This window comes from Streptomyces collinus Tu 365, from assembly GCF_000444875.1.
Taxonomy (GTDB): domain Bacteria; phylum Actinomycetota; class Actinomycetes; order Streptomycetales; family Streptomycetaceae; genus Streptomyces; species Streptomyces collinus_A.
Genome location: NC_021985.1, coordinates 5,659,136 through 5,672,383, shown reverse-complemented (window position 1 = coordinate 5,672,383; position 13,248 = coordinate 5,659,136). Strand labels below are relative to the sequence as shown.

The 13,248-nt window shown below is 71.1% G+C and carries 13 protein-coding genes and 1 riboswitch; of the genes, 10 read left to right on the top strand and 3 right to left on the bottom strand.

Annotated features, from left to right (window positions below):
• Positions 1–12: 12 nt before the first annotated feature.
• Complete coding sequence (locus B446_RS24795) at positions 13–912, top strand: 1-aminocyclopropane-1-carboxylate deaminase/D-cysteine desulfhydrase (protein WP_020942177.1); 900 nt, start codon at positions 13–15, stop codon at positions 910–912.
• A 39-nt stretch (positions 913–951) separates the two neighbouring features.
• On the opposite strand, the gene B446_RS24790 is transcribed toward B446_RS24795, so the two are convergent.
• Positions 952–2,544, bottom strand: a complete 1,593-nt coding sequence (locus B446_RS24790; protein ID WP_020942176.1) for a Na+/H+ antiporter — start codon at positions 2,542–2,544, stop codon at positions 952–954.
• A 61-nt stretch (positions 2,545–2,605) separates the two neighbouring features.
• Here B446_RS24790 and B446_RS24785 point away from each other — a divergent pair, with 61 nt between their 5' ends.
• From B446_RS24785 to B446_RS24775, 3 genes are all read left to right on the top strand, one after another.
• Positions 2,606–2,866 carry a UBP-type zinc finger domain-containing protein gene (locus tag B446_RS24785; protein ID WP_020942175.1) on the top strand — a complete coding sequence of 87 codons (261 nt, stop codon included), beginning with the start codon at positions 2,606–2,608 and terminating at the stop codon, positions 2,864–2,866.
• Between the two features lie 272 nt (positions 2,867–3,138).
• Complete coding sequence (locus tag B446_RS24780) at positions 3,139–3,552, top strand: anti-sigma factor (RefSeq protein ID WP_006136266.1); 414 nt, start codon at positions 3,139–3,141, stop codon at positions 3,550–3,552.
• Positions 3,553–3,569: 17 nt separating this feature from the next.
• Positions 3,570–4,643, top strand: a complete 1,074-nt coding sequence (locus B446_RS24775) for an RNA polymerase sigma factor SigF (protein WP_234967548.1) — start codon at positions 3,570–3,572, stop codon at positions 4,641–4,643.
• Between the two features lie 24 nt (positions 4,644–4,667).
• Here B446_RS24775 and B446_RS24770 read toward each other — a convergent pair whose 3' ends face one another.
• A complete protein-coding gene (locus B446_RS24770) occupies positions 4,668–5,147 on the bottom strand; it encodes a hypothetical protein (RefSeq protein WP_020942173.1) in 480 nt (159 codons plus the stop codon).
• 148 nt (positions 5,148–5,295) lie between these two features.
• Between B446_RS24770 and B446_RS24765 the strand changes: the two genes are divergently transcribed.
• Together B446_RS24765 and B446_RS24760 are read left to right on the top strand one after the other, a co-directional pair.
• On the top strand, positions 5,296–6,264 hold the full coding sequence (locus B446_RS24765) for a diacylglycerol/lipid kinase family protein (RefSeq protein ID WP_020942172.1): 969 nt from the start codon (positions 5,296–5,298) through the stop codon (positions 6,262–6,264).
• A gap of 320 nt (positions 6,265–6,584) precedes the next feature.
• The gene (locus B446_RS24760) at positions 6,585–6,842 is read left to right on the top strand and encodes a WhiB family transcriptional regulator (RefSeq protein ID WP_016639615.1); all 258 of its coding nucleotides are present in this window, start codon (positions 6,585–6,587) and stop codon (positions 6,840–6,842) included.
• Positions 6,843–7,081: 239 nt separating this feature from the next.
• Here the strand turns inward: B446_RS24760 and B446_RS24755 are convergent, their stop codons facing one another.
• Complete coding sequence (locus tag B446_RS24755) at positions 7,082–8,548, bottom strand: sensor histidine kinase (protein ID WP_020942171.1); 1,467 nt, start codon at positions 8,546–8,548, stop codon at positions 7,082–7,084.
• Positions 8,549–9,057: 509 nt separating this feature from the next.
• On the opposite strand from B446_RS24755, the gene nagB reads away from it, so the two are divergent.
• The 4 genes from nagB (at position 9,058) to mctP (ending at position 12,858) form a co-directional block, all read left to right on the top strand.
• Positions 9,058–9,843 (top strand): glucosamine-6-phosphate deaminase, encoded by a 786-nt coding sequence (gene nagB / locus B446_RS24750; RefSeq protein WP_020942170.1) that lies wholly within the window; start codon positions 9,058–9,060, stop codon positions 9,841–9,843.
• Positions 9,844–10,034: 191 nt separating this feature from the next.
• Positions 10,035–10,799 carry a GntR family transcriptional regulator gene (locus tag B446_RS24745; protein ID WP_020942169.1) on the top strand — a complete coding sequence of 255 codons (765 nt, stop codon included), beginning with the start codon at positions 10,035–10,037 and terminating at the stop codon, positions 10,797–10,799.
• Positions 10,800–10,969: 170 nt separating this feature from the next.
• On the top strand, positions 10,970–11,233 hold the full coding sequence (locus B446_RS24740; RefSeq protein ID WP_106960607.1) for a DUF3311 domain-containing protein: 264 nt from the start codon (positions 10,970–10,972) through the stop codon (positions 11,231–11,233).
• The gene (gene mctP, locus B446_RS24735) at positions 11,230–12,858 is read left to right on the top strand and encodes a monocarboxylate uptake permease MctP (RefSeq protein ID WP_020942167.1); all 1,629 of its coding nucleotides are present in this window, start codon (positions 11,230–11,232) and stop codon (positions 12,856–12,858) included. The genes B446_RS24740 and mctP overlap by 4 nt, the downstream gene beginning before the upstream one ends.
• A 186-nt stretch (positions 12,859–13,044) precedes the next feature.
• A riboswitch (cobalamin riboswitch) is annotated at positions 13,045–13,179 on the top strand.
• Positions 13,180–13,248 lie beyond the last annotated feature (69 nt).

Sequence of the window (13,248 nt, the reverse complement as noted above, 5' to 3'; positions counted from 1 at the left end):
GACAATGGGTGCGTGACCAGCCCCGGCCAGCTCGCCCCGCGTCTGCCGTCGCCCCTGGAGGAGATACGGGACGACCGGTTCGACCGGCGCGGCCTGCGTCTCCTGCTCAAGCGGGACGACCTCATCCACCCCGAGCTGATCGGCAACAAGTGGCGCAAGCTGGCGCCGAACCTGGCGGCGGCGGGAGGCCGGCCGCTGGTCACCTTCGGCGGTGCCTGGTCCAACCACCTGCGGGCGACCGCGGCGGCGGGCCGGCTGCTCGGGCTGCCGACCACCGGCGTGGTGCGCGGCCACGAACTGGCGGACCGCCCGCTCAACCCGTCGCTGTCCCGGTGCGCGGCCGACGGCATGCGGCTGCACTTCGTCGACCGGTCGGCGTACCGGCGCAAGGACGAGCCGGAGACCCTGGCCGCGCTGCTGCGGGCGGCCGGCGCGGAGGAGGCGTACGTCGTCCCGGAGGGCGGCAGCAACACCGCGGCGGTGCGCGGCTGCCGTGACCTCGGCGCGGAGCTGCGCGGCCGTGCCGACGTCGTGGCGGTGGCCTGCGGCACCGGCGGCACGCTCGCCGGACTCGCCGCCGGACTGGACGCGGGGCAGCGCGCGCTCGGCGTCCCGGTGCTCAGGGGCGGCTTCCTGGAGGGCGAGGTGACGGCCCTCCAGGAGCGCGCCTTCGGCTCCCGCACCGGCGCCTGGTCCCTGGACGACCGCTTCCACTTCGGCGGCTACGCCCGTACCGGCCCCGAACTCGACTCCTTCGCCGAGGACTTCGAACAGCGGCACCGGCTGCCGGTGGAACGTCTCTATGTCGCCAAGTTGCTCTGGGGACTTGTCGCCCTGGCCGAGGAGGGCGCCTTCCCGCGCGGTACGGCCGTCGCCGCGGTCGTCACCGGCCGGCCCTTCCCCGCCGCCTGACAGCCGGCCCGGACGACCCCAGGGGACCGCCGGCCTGCGCTACGCGGCTTCGCGGTAGGCCGCCGCCTCCTCCAGGTCGAGCCGGCGCAGCAGCGCGCGCAGCATCTCGTCGTCGATGTAGCGGTGGTCGCGGAGCCGGACGAAGACCTCGCGCTCGGAGCTGATCATCTCGCGGGACAGCCGGCGGTAGGTGTCGTCCACGGACTCGCCGGTGACGGGGTTCACCTGGCCGAGCCGTTCCCAGACGGCGTTGCGCCGGCGCTCCAGGACCGTGCGCAGGCGATCGGCGAGCGGCGGGGGCAGGGCGTTGCGCTCGTCGGAGAGCAGCTCCTCCAGGCGGCTCTCGGCGGCCCGGGACGCCTGGGCCTGGGCGTTGGCCTCGGCCAGCGTCTCGGCCTGCCGGTCGCGGCCGGGGAACTTCAGCAGGCGGATCAGCGGGGGCAGGGTCAGCCCCTGCAGGACCAGGGTGCCGATGACGGTGGTGAAGGTCAGGAAGAGGATCAGGTTGCGCTGCGGAAAGGCACCGCCGCCCTTCACGGCCGCCGGGATGGAGAAGGCGATGGCCAGCGAGACCACGCCGCGCATCCCGGCCCACGAGATGACCATCGCTCCCCGCCAGGTGGGGTCCTCCTCGCGCTCCCTGACGCGCGCCGACAGGCGCGGCAGGAAGGTCGCCGGGTACACCCACGCGAACCGGGCGAGGACGACGACGAGGAAGAGGACGACCGCGTACCAGGTCGCCTCGGCACCCGCGTAGTGCCCGAGGCCCTTGAGGACGACCGGGAGCTGGAGGCCGATCAGGGCGAAGACGGCCGACTCCAGGATGAAGGCGACCATCTTCCACACCGCCTCCTCCTGGAGCCGGGTGGCGAAGTCGACCTCCCACGCGCGGTGGCCGAGGTACAGGGCGACGACCACGACCGCGAGGACCCCGGAGGCGTGCAGCTGCTCGGCGACGCCGTAGGCGACGAACGGGATCAGCAGCGAGAGGGTGTTCTGGATGAGCGGTTCCCTGAGGTGGGTGCGCAGCCAGTGCAGGGGCGCCATGAGGACGAGCCCGATGCCGACGCCGCCTACGGCGGCGAACAGGAACTCGCGGATGCCGCCGGCCCAGGTGGCGGCCGCGCCGACGGCGGCGGCGAGGGCGACCTTGTAGGCGGTGATCGCGGTGGCGTCGTTCAGCAGGGACTCGCCCTGGAGGATCGTCGTGATCCGGGACGGCAGACCGACCCGGCGGGCGACCGCCGTGGCGGCCACCGCGTCCGGCGGGGCCACCACGGCGCCGAGCACCAGCGCGGCGGTCAGCGGCATTCCCGGGATGATCACATAGGCGGCCCATCCGACGACCACGGTCGCGAAGAGCACGTAGCCGACCGAGAGCAGGGCCACCGGTCTGAGCTGCGCCCGCAGGTCGAGGTAGGAGCTGTCGGTGGCCGAGGTGTACAGCAGCGGGGGCAGCAGCAGCGGGAGTACCACTTCCGGGTCGAGTTCGTAGTCCGGCACCCCGGGCACGTAGGAGACCGCGAGGCCGACGGCGACCAGCAGCAGCGGCGCCGGCACCGGTCCGCGGCGGGCCGCCGCGGCGACCACCGCACTGCCCGCCACCAGCAACAGCAGCGGCATCACGTCCATGGTTCTCGCCCACCCTCGTTTTCCGCGCGGTCCCCCGCACGCCCGTCGTACTGTGGCAATCATGAAACAGTGCACGCACACCGACGCGCTGCCGCTCGACGAGCCCGAGCCGCTCGACGCGACCTGTCCCGAGTGCCTGCGGGACGGTACGCACCCGGTGCAGTTGCGCCTGTGCCTCACCTGCGGCCACGTCGGCTGCTGCGACTCCTCGCCCGGGAGGCACGCCACGGAGCACCACGCGACGACCGGTCATCCCGTGATGCGGACCTTCGAGCCCGGCGAGGACTGGCGGTGGTGCTTCGTCGACCACGTTCTCGTGTGACACTTCACAGGGACGGCACGCGGCCGTGACCGCCGACGGTTCGGGCGTCTGACGCCGGGGTACGTCAACCCGGCGCACGCTCTTCCCTTTTGGGGCCGCTGACCCTCTAGACACGGAGCGTATCCACAGCTTTACTGTGAGTGACGCCAGGGGGTTGGGGTCCCGGGGACAGATACGTTCGGAGCGCGATAGCGTCACCGCGGAACCACGTGTGCGTTACCCCGGGGGGCGACCCTCGGCCCCGTATAGCTTGTACCACCATGGAGGTGAGGGTGTCCCAGATCGCAGGCGAGCCCGCGACCCAGGACTTCGTGGAAGTCCGGCTGCCGGCTGCGGGTGCCTACCTGTCGGTGCTGCGGACGGCCACGGCCGGCCTGGCGGCCCGTTTGGACTTCACCCTGGACGAGATCGAGGACCTGCGCATCGCCGTCGACGAGGCCTGCGCGATCCTGCTGCAACAAGCCGTGCCCGGCTCGGTGCTGAGCTGTGTCTTCCGGCTCGTCGACGACTCGCTGGAAGTGACGGTGTCGGCGCCGACCACCGACGGCCACGCCCCCTCGCGGGACACCTTCGCGTGGACCGTGCTCTCGGCCCTGGCGGGCAAGGTCTCGTCCGCCGTGGACGAGGACAGGACCGTGTCGATCAGCCTCTACAAACAGCGCGGCGCGGGCCCCGGGCCGGCGTGAGGAACGGGGACGGGCCGGTGCGGGACGAAGAGCGCGGCACAAGGGAGCTGCCGACGGGGGACCGAGAGTCCACGGCTGCATCCCGACGCATGGCGGACGGCATCGACGGCATCCCCGAGCAGGCCAGGCCACACCCGGAGGAGGACTCCGCGGAGGCCGCCGGCGACGGTGCCGCGCAGAGCACGCCTGCCGAGGGACGTGGGACGGCCGGCTCCGCCGCCCGCGCGCAGGCGAGGGCTCGGGGAAGGGCTACGGGCGGGACGATGAGCGAGCACGAGCGATACGCGGAGGACGGCGCGCCGGGCGCGGAGGCCGCGCCGACCCCTCAGCACGACCCCCAGGACCGCAGCGGGGCGCGCGTGATGTTCGTCGAGCTGCGCAAGCTGAACGCGGGCAGCGCGGAGTACGCGGAGCTGCGCAACCGGCTGGTCCGTATGCACCTGCCGCTCGTCGAGCACCTGGCGCGCCGCTTCCGCAACCGCGGTGAGCCGCTGGACGACCTGACCCAGGTCGCCACCATCGGGCTGATCAAGTCGGTGGACCGCTTCGATCCCGAGCGCGGGGTGGAGTTCTCTACGTACGCCACGCCGACGGTCGTCGGCGAGATCAAGCGGCACTTCCGCGACAAGGGCTGGGCGGTCCGCGTGCCGCGCCGGCTCCAGGAGCTGCGCCTGTCGCTGACCACTGCGACGGCGGAGCTGTCCCAGCTGCACGGCCGCTCCCCCACGGTGCACGAGCTGGCCGAGAAGCTCGCCATCTCCGAGGAGGAGGTCCTGGAGGGCCTGGAGTCCGCGAACGCGTACTCGACGCTGTCCCTGGACGTCCCCGACACCGACGACGAGTCCCCGGCGGTCGCCGACACCCTCGGCGCCGAGGACGAGGCGCTGGAGGGCGTGGAGTACCGCGAGTCCCTCAAGCCGCTGCTGGAGGACCTGCCGCCGCGGGAGAAGCGCATCCTGCTGCTGCGCTTCTTCGGGAACATGACCCAGTCGCAGATCGCGCAGGAGGTCGGCATCTCGCAGATGCACGTGTCCCGGCTGCTCGCCCGGACCCTCGCCCAGCTGCGGGAGAAGCTGCTGGTCGAGGAGTAGGAGCGGTACCGGAGCGGGCGGCGCCTACTCCGCCCGGCCCGGCCCCTTGATCCCGAGGGCCCGGGTCGTCGCCGGATTCACCAGCAGCACCAGGGACGCCACGGCCGCGACGGCCAGGGCGATACCGCCCGGGATGGCCATGCTGTCGGCCTTGAGCAGGTTGTAGGCCACCGGAAGCGCCATGATCTGCGTGATGACGGCGGGCCCCCGGCTCCAGCCGCGCCTGAGCAGCAGGCCGCGCGCGGCCAGCAGCGGCAGCAGCGCGAGCACCACCAGCGTGACCCCGCCGGTCACGGCCTGCTGCCGGTCGTCCGGGTCGCCGGTGAGCCCGAGGACGAGGATCCAGACGCCGCCGACGAGGAGGGCGATCCCCTCCAGCGCCGAGAGCGCCGCCGCGTACGTCAGCCGGCGCGGGCGCGCTCCGGCGGTGTCGCCGCTGCCGCCGCCGGCCTCGGTCACGTCGGTGGCGCCGTCGTTCTGGGTGGGGTTCTGCTCGCTGCTCACCCTTGAAGGGTAGCCGTGCCCCGCGCCGCGGCCCGGGGCGGAGCGGCCCCGGCCCGGCGTCCGGAGTGTCCAGACTCACGCGCCCGCCTCTTACCCGATCCCTACCTCGGTCTGGGCCGGGTACCCCCCAGTAGGTACGCTGCCATCCATGCGTGCACTCCTCGTGGTCAATCCGGCGGCAACCACCACAAGCGCACGCAGGCGTGATGTGCTGATCCACGCGCTGGCGAGCGAGATGAAGCTGGAGGCGGTCACCACCGAGTACCGCGGCCACGCCCGCGACCTCGGCCGGCAGGCCGCGGAGAGCGACGACATCGACCTCGTCGTGGCCCTCGGCGGCGACGGCACCGTCAACGAGGTGGTCAACGGCCTGCTGCACGCCGGCCCCGACCCGGACCGGCTGCCCGGCCTCGCCGTGGTCCCCGGGGGTTCCACCAACGTCTTCGCCCGCGCCCTGGGTCTGCCCAACGACCCCGTCGAGGCCACCGGCGCCCTCCTGGACGCCCTGCGCCTGGGCAGCGAGCGGGTCGTCGGCCTCGGGCTGACCTCGGGCACACCCGGCACCGAGGACGAGGCGGTGCCGGACCGCTGGTTCACCTTCAACGCCGGTCTCGGCTTCGACGCGGGCGTGGTCGGCCGGGTCGAGCAGCAGCGCGAGCGGGGCAAGAAGTCCACCCACGCGCTGTACGTGCGTCAGGTGGTCCGGCAGTTCCTCGGCGAGCAGCACCGCCGGCACGGCCCGATCACGCTGGAGCGGGACGGCGCGGACGCGATCACCGACCTGGTCGTCGCCATAGTCTCGAACACGTCCCCGTGGACGTATCTCGGCAATCGCCCGATGTACACGTCACCTAAGGCCTCGTTCGATACCGGCATCGACGTGCTCGGTCTCAGCCGCCTGTCGACGGCCGCGGTTGCCCGGTATGGCACCCAGTTGCTCACTTCGTCCCCCGAGCGCGGGCCCCACGGCAAGCACGCCCTCTCCCTGCACGACCTGGACCGGTTCACCTTGCATTCGAAGGTCCCCCTCCCCCTTCAGATGGACGGCGACCACCTGGGACTGCGTACGAGCGTGACGTTCACAGGCGTACGCCGCGCACTGCGTGTGATTGTGTGAGCGGAAGAGGCCAAAGTCCTTTCACTCGAACGTTTAGGCCAGGATCCACCCCATGGAAGTACGGCTGTGACCCAGTCGACACCGAGGAATCAAAAAAAACTTTTCTGAAGGGGTTGTATCCGCCGCTGAGGTTTGCGAGTCTCTACGTGGCGATCGGGACGGCCCGCAAGACCGGCCTCCACTGATCACCGGAACCCCTCTTCAAACCAAGGACCACGCCGGGGAAGACTCGGCGGTCGGCCCTTCACTTGTTGAGGGATTCGTGAAAGCGTTCACATTCACAAGCAACTTGCACGTAATACCAAGGAGAGGTAGCAGCCATGGACTGGCGTCACAACGCCGTTTGCCGCGAGGAAGACCCCGAGCTCTTCTTCCCCATCGGCAACACCGGTCCTGCGCTGCTGCAGATCGAGGAAGCCAAGGCCGTCTGCCGTCGCTGCCCCGTCATGGAGCAGTGCCTGCAGTGGGCGCTCGAGTCCGGCCAGGACTCCGGCGTCTGGGGTGGTCTCAGCGAGGACGAGCGCCGCGCCATGAAGCGCCGCGCCGCTCGCAACCGGGCCCGTCAGGCCTCCGCCTGACACTCCCACCCCTGCTGACAGCCTGAGCTTGGCGGCGCGTGCAGCGAGCACGCATCTCCCGCCCCCGAGCCGCAGCGCGCAGTACCCCCGATGCGCTTAGCGAGAGCAGAGCAGCAACGAGCACGAGCCTCGGACCCACAGTGGTCCGGGGCTTTCTGCTTGCCCGCCGCGCCACGGCCCGCGCACCTCGGCCCGCGCACCACGGCGGGCACGACCGCACGACCGGTGTGCCCCCGCCGTCACTTCTGGGCGCGCACCGGGATGTCGAGGATCACCCGGGTCCCGCGCTCGGGCGCCGGGACCATGTCGAACGTGCCGCCCAACTCGCCCTCGACCAGCGTCCGCACGATCTGCAGGCCGAGGTTGCCCGAGCGGTGCGGGTCGAAGCCCTCGGGCAGCCCGACCCCGTCGTCCTGGACGGTGACCAGCAGCCGGGCCTCCTTGGTGGTGCCGCCGCGGACCGCGGACACCTCGACCGTGCCGGTGTCGCCCTCGCGGAAGCCGTGTTCCAGGGCGTTCTGCAGGATCTCCGTCAGCACCATGGACAGCGGTGTGGCGACCTCCGCGTCGAGTATCCCGAAGCGTCCGCTGCGCCGGCCGGTCACCTTGCCCGGCGAGATCTCGGCGACCATCGCGAGCACCCGGTCGGCGATGTCGTCGAACTCCACCCGCTCGTCCAGGTTCTGAGAAAGCGTCTCATGGACGATGGCGATCGAGCCGACCCGTCGCACCGCCTCCTCCAGCGCCTCCCGGCCGCGCTCGGAACCGATGCGGCGGGCCTGCAGCCGCAGCAGGGCGGCGACCGTCTGGAGGTTGTTCTTCACCCGGTGGTGGATCTCCCGGATGGTCGCATCCTTGGTGATCAACTCACGTTCACGGCGCCGGAGTTCGGTGACGTCCCGGCACAGCACCAGTGAGCCGATGCGGGTTCCCTTGGGCTTGAGCGGGATGGCCCGGAACTGGATGACCCCCTCGTTGGTCTCGATCTCGAACTCGCGCGGCGCCCAGCCGCTGGCCACCTTGGCGAGCGCCTCGTCCACCGGGCCCCGGGTCGGGGCCAGTTCGGCGGTGGTCTGCCCGAGGTGCTGGCCGACCAGGTCGGTGGCGAGGCCGAGGCGGTGGTAGGCGGACAGGGCGTTCGGGGAGGCGTACTGGACGACGCCGTCCGCGTCCAGCCGGATCAGTCCGTCGCCGACGCGCGGCGAGGCGTCCATGTCGACCTGCTGGTCGGGGAACGGGAAGGAGCCGGCGGCGATCATCTGCGCGAGGTCCGAGGCGCTCTGGAGATAGGTCAGCTCCAGGCGGCTCGGGGTGCGGACGGTCAGCAGGTTGGTGTTGCGGGCGATGACACCGAGGACGCGGCCCTCACGGCGCACCGGGATCGACTCGACCCGCACGGGGACCTCTTCGCGCCACTCCGGGTCCCCCTCGCGCACGATCCGGCCCTCGTCCAGCGCCGCGTCCAGCATGGGCCGCCGGCCGCGCGGCACCAGATGCCCGACCATGTCGTCCTGGTAGGAGGTCGGGCCGGTGTTGGGCCGCATCTGGGCGATGGAGACGTACCGGGCGCCGTCCAGCGTCGGGACCCACAGCACCAGGTCGGCGAAGGAGAGGTCGGAGAGCAGCTGCCACTCCGAGACCAGCAGGTGGAGCCACTCGAGGTCGGAGTCGTCGAGGGCCGTGTGCTGGCGTACGAGTTCGTTCATGGAGGGCACCTTGTGAGCGTACCCGGGCCGTGAGTGGCCGAAAAAACACCCGCGGGCCGCGGCGCCTGAGAGGGACCCTCAGCCCTCCCGGCACCGCAGCCCGGAGCATCATCGGCCGTGGGGTGTGCGGTCCCGGTCGGCCGAAGGTCGAGGAGCCGGGGCAGTCAGGGCAGAGAGCACCGGTTCCTCGGTCCGTCCTCCTGTGCGGGGAAGACGGAAGCTTTTCAGTTTTCCCTGCGAAGCCCCCCGTGCATTGTGGACTAGACCACGAGGGCGTGTCCATGCGCGCGGGGGCAGGGGTCGTGGCACAGCCACTGGCACGCGATGCCACGAAGCCTAGCCCGCCCGGGTCGGCAGCGGGGCCGGATGGCGGGGGCAATTTTCGGCGATCGGCTCCGGACCGGCCCGGCGCGAGGGCCCGGGAACGGCATGGTGCGGCCCTCCCGATCCTGTTAGATTGGTCTAAACCACATAGCTCCTCATGGCTCCTTCAGAACGGCAGGCCCAGCGTGGAAGTTGTCATCGTTCCGGACGCCGCGGCGGGCGGCGAGCTGATCGCCGAGGCCATGGCCCAGCTCCTGCGGCGCAAGCCCGACGCGCTCCTCGGGGTGGCCACCGGCTCCACCCCGCTGCCCGTCTACCAGGCGCTGACCGCCAAGGTGCGCTCCGGTGCCGTGGACACCTCGCGGGCCCGCATCGCCCAGCTCGACGAGTACGTGGGCCTGCCCGCCGAGCACCCCGAGTCCTACCGCTCGGTGCTGCGCCGGGAGGTGCTGGAGCCGCTCGGGATCGGCATGGACGCGTTCATGGGCCCGGACGGCACCGCCGCGGACGTCCAGGCGGCCTGCGAGGCGTACGACCGGGCGCTCGCCGGGGCCGGCGGCGTCGACCTCCAGCTGCTCGGGATCGGCACCGACGGGCACATCGGCTTCAACGAGCCGTGCTCCTCGCTCGCCTCGCGCACCCGGATCAAGACCCTGACCGAGCAGACCCGGGTCGACAACGCCCGCTTCTTCGACGGCGACATCGAGCAGGTGCCGCACCACGTGATCACGCAGGGCATCGGCACCATCCTGGAGGCCCGGCACCTGGTGCTGCTCGCGACGGGCGAGGGCAAGGCGGACGCGGTCGCCGCGACCGTCGAGGGGCCGGTGGCGGCCGTCTGCCCGGCCTCCGCGCTCCAGCTGCACCCGCACGCCACGGTGGTCGTCGACGAGGCAGCCGCCTCCAAGCTCAAGCTGGCCGACTACTTCCGGCACACCTACGCCGCAAAGCCCGACTGGCAGGGGATCTAGCCGGGCACCGGGCGGGAACGGCCACGGGGACGGCCGGGGCTTTGGACTAGACCAACACCGGGTCCCCGGGTATATAGAGGAGGTCACGGACCGTGCGGATGGATCCCTGACACACGAAGCCGTGCCACGATGTGAGCCGTGGCCGATGGGATGTCGGTCGCTTTCGGCATCAGGAGCCGGGAAGGCAGAGCATGAGCACCGACGTCGGCAGTGCGGAGAACGAGGCCGGGACGACGGTCCGTACCGCGCGCGTGCCCAAGTACTACCGCTTGAAGAAGCACCTGCTCGACATGACGGAGACGCAGGCGCCCGGCACGCCGGTACCGCCCGAGCGCACGCTCGCGGCCGAGTTCGACACCTCCCGCACCACCGTCCGCCAGGCCCTGCAGGAACTCGTCGTCGAGGGCAGGCTCGAACGCATCCAGGGCAAGGGCACCTTCGTCGCCAAGCCGAAGGTCTCGCAGGCGCTCCAGCTCACCTCGTACACCGAGGACATGCGCGCCCAGGGACTGGAGCCCACCTCCCAGCTGCTGGACATCGGGTACATCACGGCCGACGACCGGCTCGCCGAGCTGCTCGACATCACGGCGGGCGGCCGCGTGCTGCGCATCGAGCGCCTGCGCATGGCCAACGCCGAGCCGATGGCCATCGAGACCACCCACCTCTCGGCCAAGCGCTTCCCGGCGCTCAGGCGCTCGCTGGTCAAGTACACCTCGCTGTACACGGCCCTGGCCGAGGTCTACGACGTCCATCTCGCCGAGGCCGAGGAGACCATCGAGACCTCGCTGGCCACCCCGCGCGAGGCCGGCCTGCTGGGCACCGACGTGGGTCTGCCGATGCTGATGCTCTCGCGCCACTCCCTGGACCGCGAGGGCAAGCCGGTGGAGTGGGTGCGTTCGGTGTACCGCGGCGACCGGTACAAGTTCGTGGCCCGTCTCAAGCGCCCGGTGGAGTGACCCGGTCAACCCGGTGAACCGGCCCGTCCCGCGGCCGGTCCGGCGTCTTCACACGTCAACCGCGAAATCGGCATGCCGATATGCGGACGGGGTCTTCCGCTTCGGCGACACCGTCACCTAGATTGCCTGCGCATTACACAGGTTGATCAGCGAGGGGACGGAGCCGTGGCATGTCCGAAACGCCTGAAGTGAGACCACCGGTGGTGACACCGGTCCGCGTGATCATCGCTCTGTGCCTCGTCGCGCCCTTCGTGGCGATGCTGTGGGTCGGCTCGTACGCCAAGACGGACCCCGCGTTCATCGGGATCCCGTTCTTCTACTGGTACCAGATGCTGTGGGTGCTGATCTCCACCGCGCTCACCGTGCTCGCCCACCGGCTGTGGCTGCGCGACCAGCGCGGCCGCCGGACTCCGGACGGGGGTGCGGCGAAGTGAAGGACGGCGTCAACGGCGTCGCGCTCGGCGTCTTCATCTTCTTCTTCCTGGCCGTCACGGTCATGGGCTTCCTGGCCGCGCGCTGGCGCAAGGCCGACAACGAGCACTCGCTGGACGAATGGGGCCTGGGCGGCAGGTCGTTCGGCACCTGGGTCACCTGGTTCCTGCTCGGCGGCGACCTGTACACGGCGTACACCTTCGTCGCCGTACCGGCCGCGATCTACGCGGCGGGCGCGGCCGGGTTCTTCGCGGTGCCGTACACGATCCTGGTCTACCCGCTGATCTTCACGTTCCTGCCCCGCCTGTGGTCGGTCTCGCACCGCCACGGCTATGTGACGACGTCGGACTTCGTGCGCGGCCGCTTCGGCTCCAAGGGCCTGTCGCTGGCCGTGGCGCTCACCGGCATCCTCGCGACGATGCCGTACATCGCGCTCCAGCTCGTCGGCATCCAGGCGGTGCTGGACGTGATGGGCGTCGGCGGCGGCGAGAACACCAACTGGTTCGTCAAGGACCTGCCGCTGCTCATCGCCTTCGGCGTGCTGGCCGCGTACACCTACTCGTCGGGTCTGCGCGCCCCCGCCCTGATCGCGTTCGTGAAGGACGCGCTGATCTACATCGTCATCGCGGTGGCGATCATCTACATCCCGATCAAGCTGGGCGGTTTCGACGACGTCTTCGCCAAGGCGAGCGCCGCGTTCAGCCAGGTCAACCCGGCCACCGGCAAGCCGCGCGGCGCGCTCGTCCCGCCGGAGGCCGGTCAGTGGACCTACGCCACGCTGGCGCTCGGCTCGGCCCTGGCGCTGTTCATGTACCCGCACTCGATCACCGCGACCCTGTCCTCCAGGAGCCGTGAGGTGATCCGCCGCAACACCACGATCCTGCCGCTGTACTCGCTGATGCTGGGCCTGCTCGCGCTGCTCGGCTTCATGGCGATCGCGGCCGGGGTCAAGGTCACCAACGGGCAGCTGGCGATCCCGCAGCTGTTCGAGGACATGTTCCCGGACTGGTTCGCGGGCGTGGCCTTCGCGGCGATCGGCATCGGTGCCCTGGTGCCGGCGGCCATCATGTCCATCGCCGCGGCGAACCTGTTCACGCGCAACATCTACAAGGACTTCATCAAGCCGGACGCCACGCCGAAGCAGGAGGCGCAGGTCTCCAAGGTCGTGTCGCTGCTGGTGAAGGTGGGCGCGCTGGTCTTCGTCCTGACGATGGACAAGACGGTGGCCATCAACTTCCAGCTGCTGGGCGGCATCTGGATCCTGCAGACCTTCCCGGCCCTGGTCGGCGGTCTGTTCACGCGCTGGTTCCACCGCTGGGCGCTGCTGGCCGGCTGGGCGGTCGGTATGGTCTACGGCACGTTCGCCGCCTACGGCGTCGCCTCCCCGACGCAGAAGCACTTCGGCGGCTCCGCGAAGGAGATCCCGGGCATCGGTGAGATCGGCTACATCGGTCTCACGGCGTTCGTCCTCAACGTGGTGGTCACGGTGGTCCTCACGTTCGTCCTGAAGGCCGTGAAGGCCCCCGAGGGCCTCGACGAGACCCGGCCGGAGGACTACACGGCGGACGCGGGCGACGCGGGGGTCCAGGTGGAGCTCCCGCCGGCCACGGCGGGCGCCGGCCACTGACCGGACGGCACACCGGGAGCGGGCCGCCGACGCCATGTCGGCGGCCCGCTCCGTGTCGTCCCCGGGCCGTCCCCCGGCCGCCAGGCGGGGGCCGCCGCTCGTCACTCTGGCGGTCCGCGAGCTGACCCTCTGGAGCCACCGCACCTCGCGACAGACACAACATCTGGGGGTGACACCACAGCCCGGCACTAGATGTATGCTCATGCTCGCTGTCGCCGCAGGGGAATCCGGTGCGAATCCGGAACTGTCCCGCAACGGTGTACTTGCGTGCATCCGCGCGCCTGTCCAGTCCGAGGACCTGCCGTCAGCGCGCGCCCGGCCGTCCGGTCCGGGTGCCCCCAGACGTCCGGGCCTCGTGGAGTGGGCCGGTGGACGCGACGTCGTGCGCCC

Excerpts from the sequence above, each read along its gene's own strand:
- B446_RS24790 (WP_020942176.1), bottom strand. The coding sequence starts at position 2,544 with ATGGACGTGATGCCGCTGCTGTTGCTGGTGGCGGGCAGTGCGGTGGTC.
- B446_RS24785 (WP_020942175.1), top strand. The coding sequence starts at position 2,606 with ATGAAACAGTGCACGCACACCGACGCGCTGCCGCTCGACGAGCCCGAG.
- B446_RS24765 (WP_020942172.1), top strand. The coding sequence starts at position 5,296 with ATGCGTGCACTCCTCGTGGTCAATCCGGCGGCAACCACCACAAGCGCA.
- B446_RS24760 (WP_016639615.1), top strand. The coding sequence starts at position 6,585 with ATGGACTGGCGTCACAACGCCGTTTGCCGCGAGGAAGACCCCGAGCTC.
- B446_RS24755 (WP_020942171.1), bottom strand. The coding sequence starts at position 8,548 with ATGAACGAACTCGTACGCCAGCACACGGCCCTCGACGACTCCGACCTC.
- B446_RS24745 (WP_020942169.1), top strand. The coding sequence starts at position 10,035 with ATGAGCACCGACGTCGGCAGTGCGGAGAACGAGGCCGGGACGACGGTC.
- B446_RS24740 (WP_106960607.1), top strand. The coding sequence starts at position 10,970 with ATGTCCGAAACGCCTGAAGTGAGACCACCGGTGGTGACACCGGTCCGC.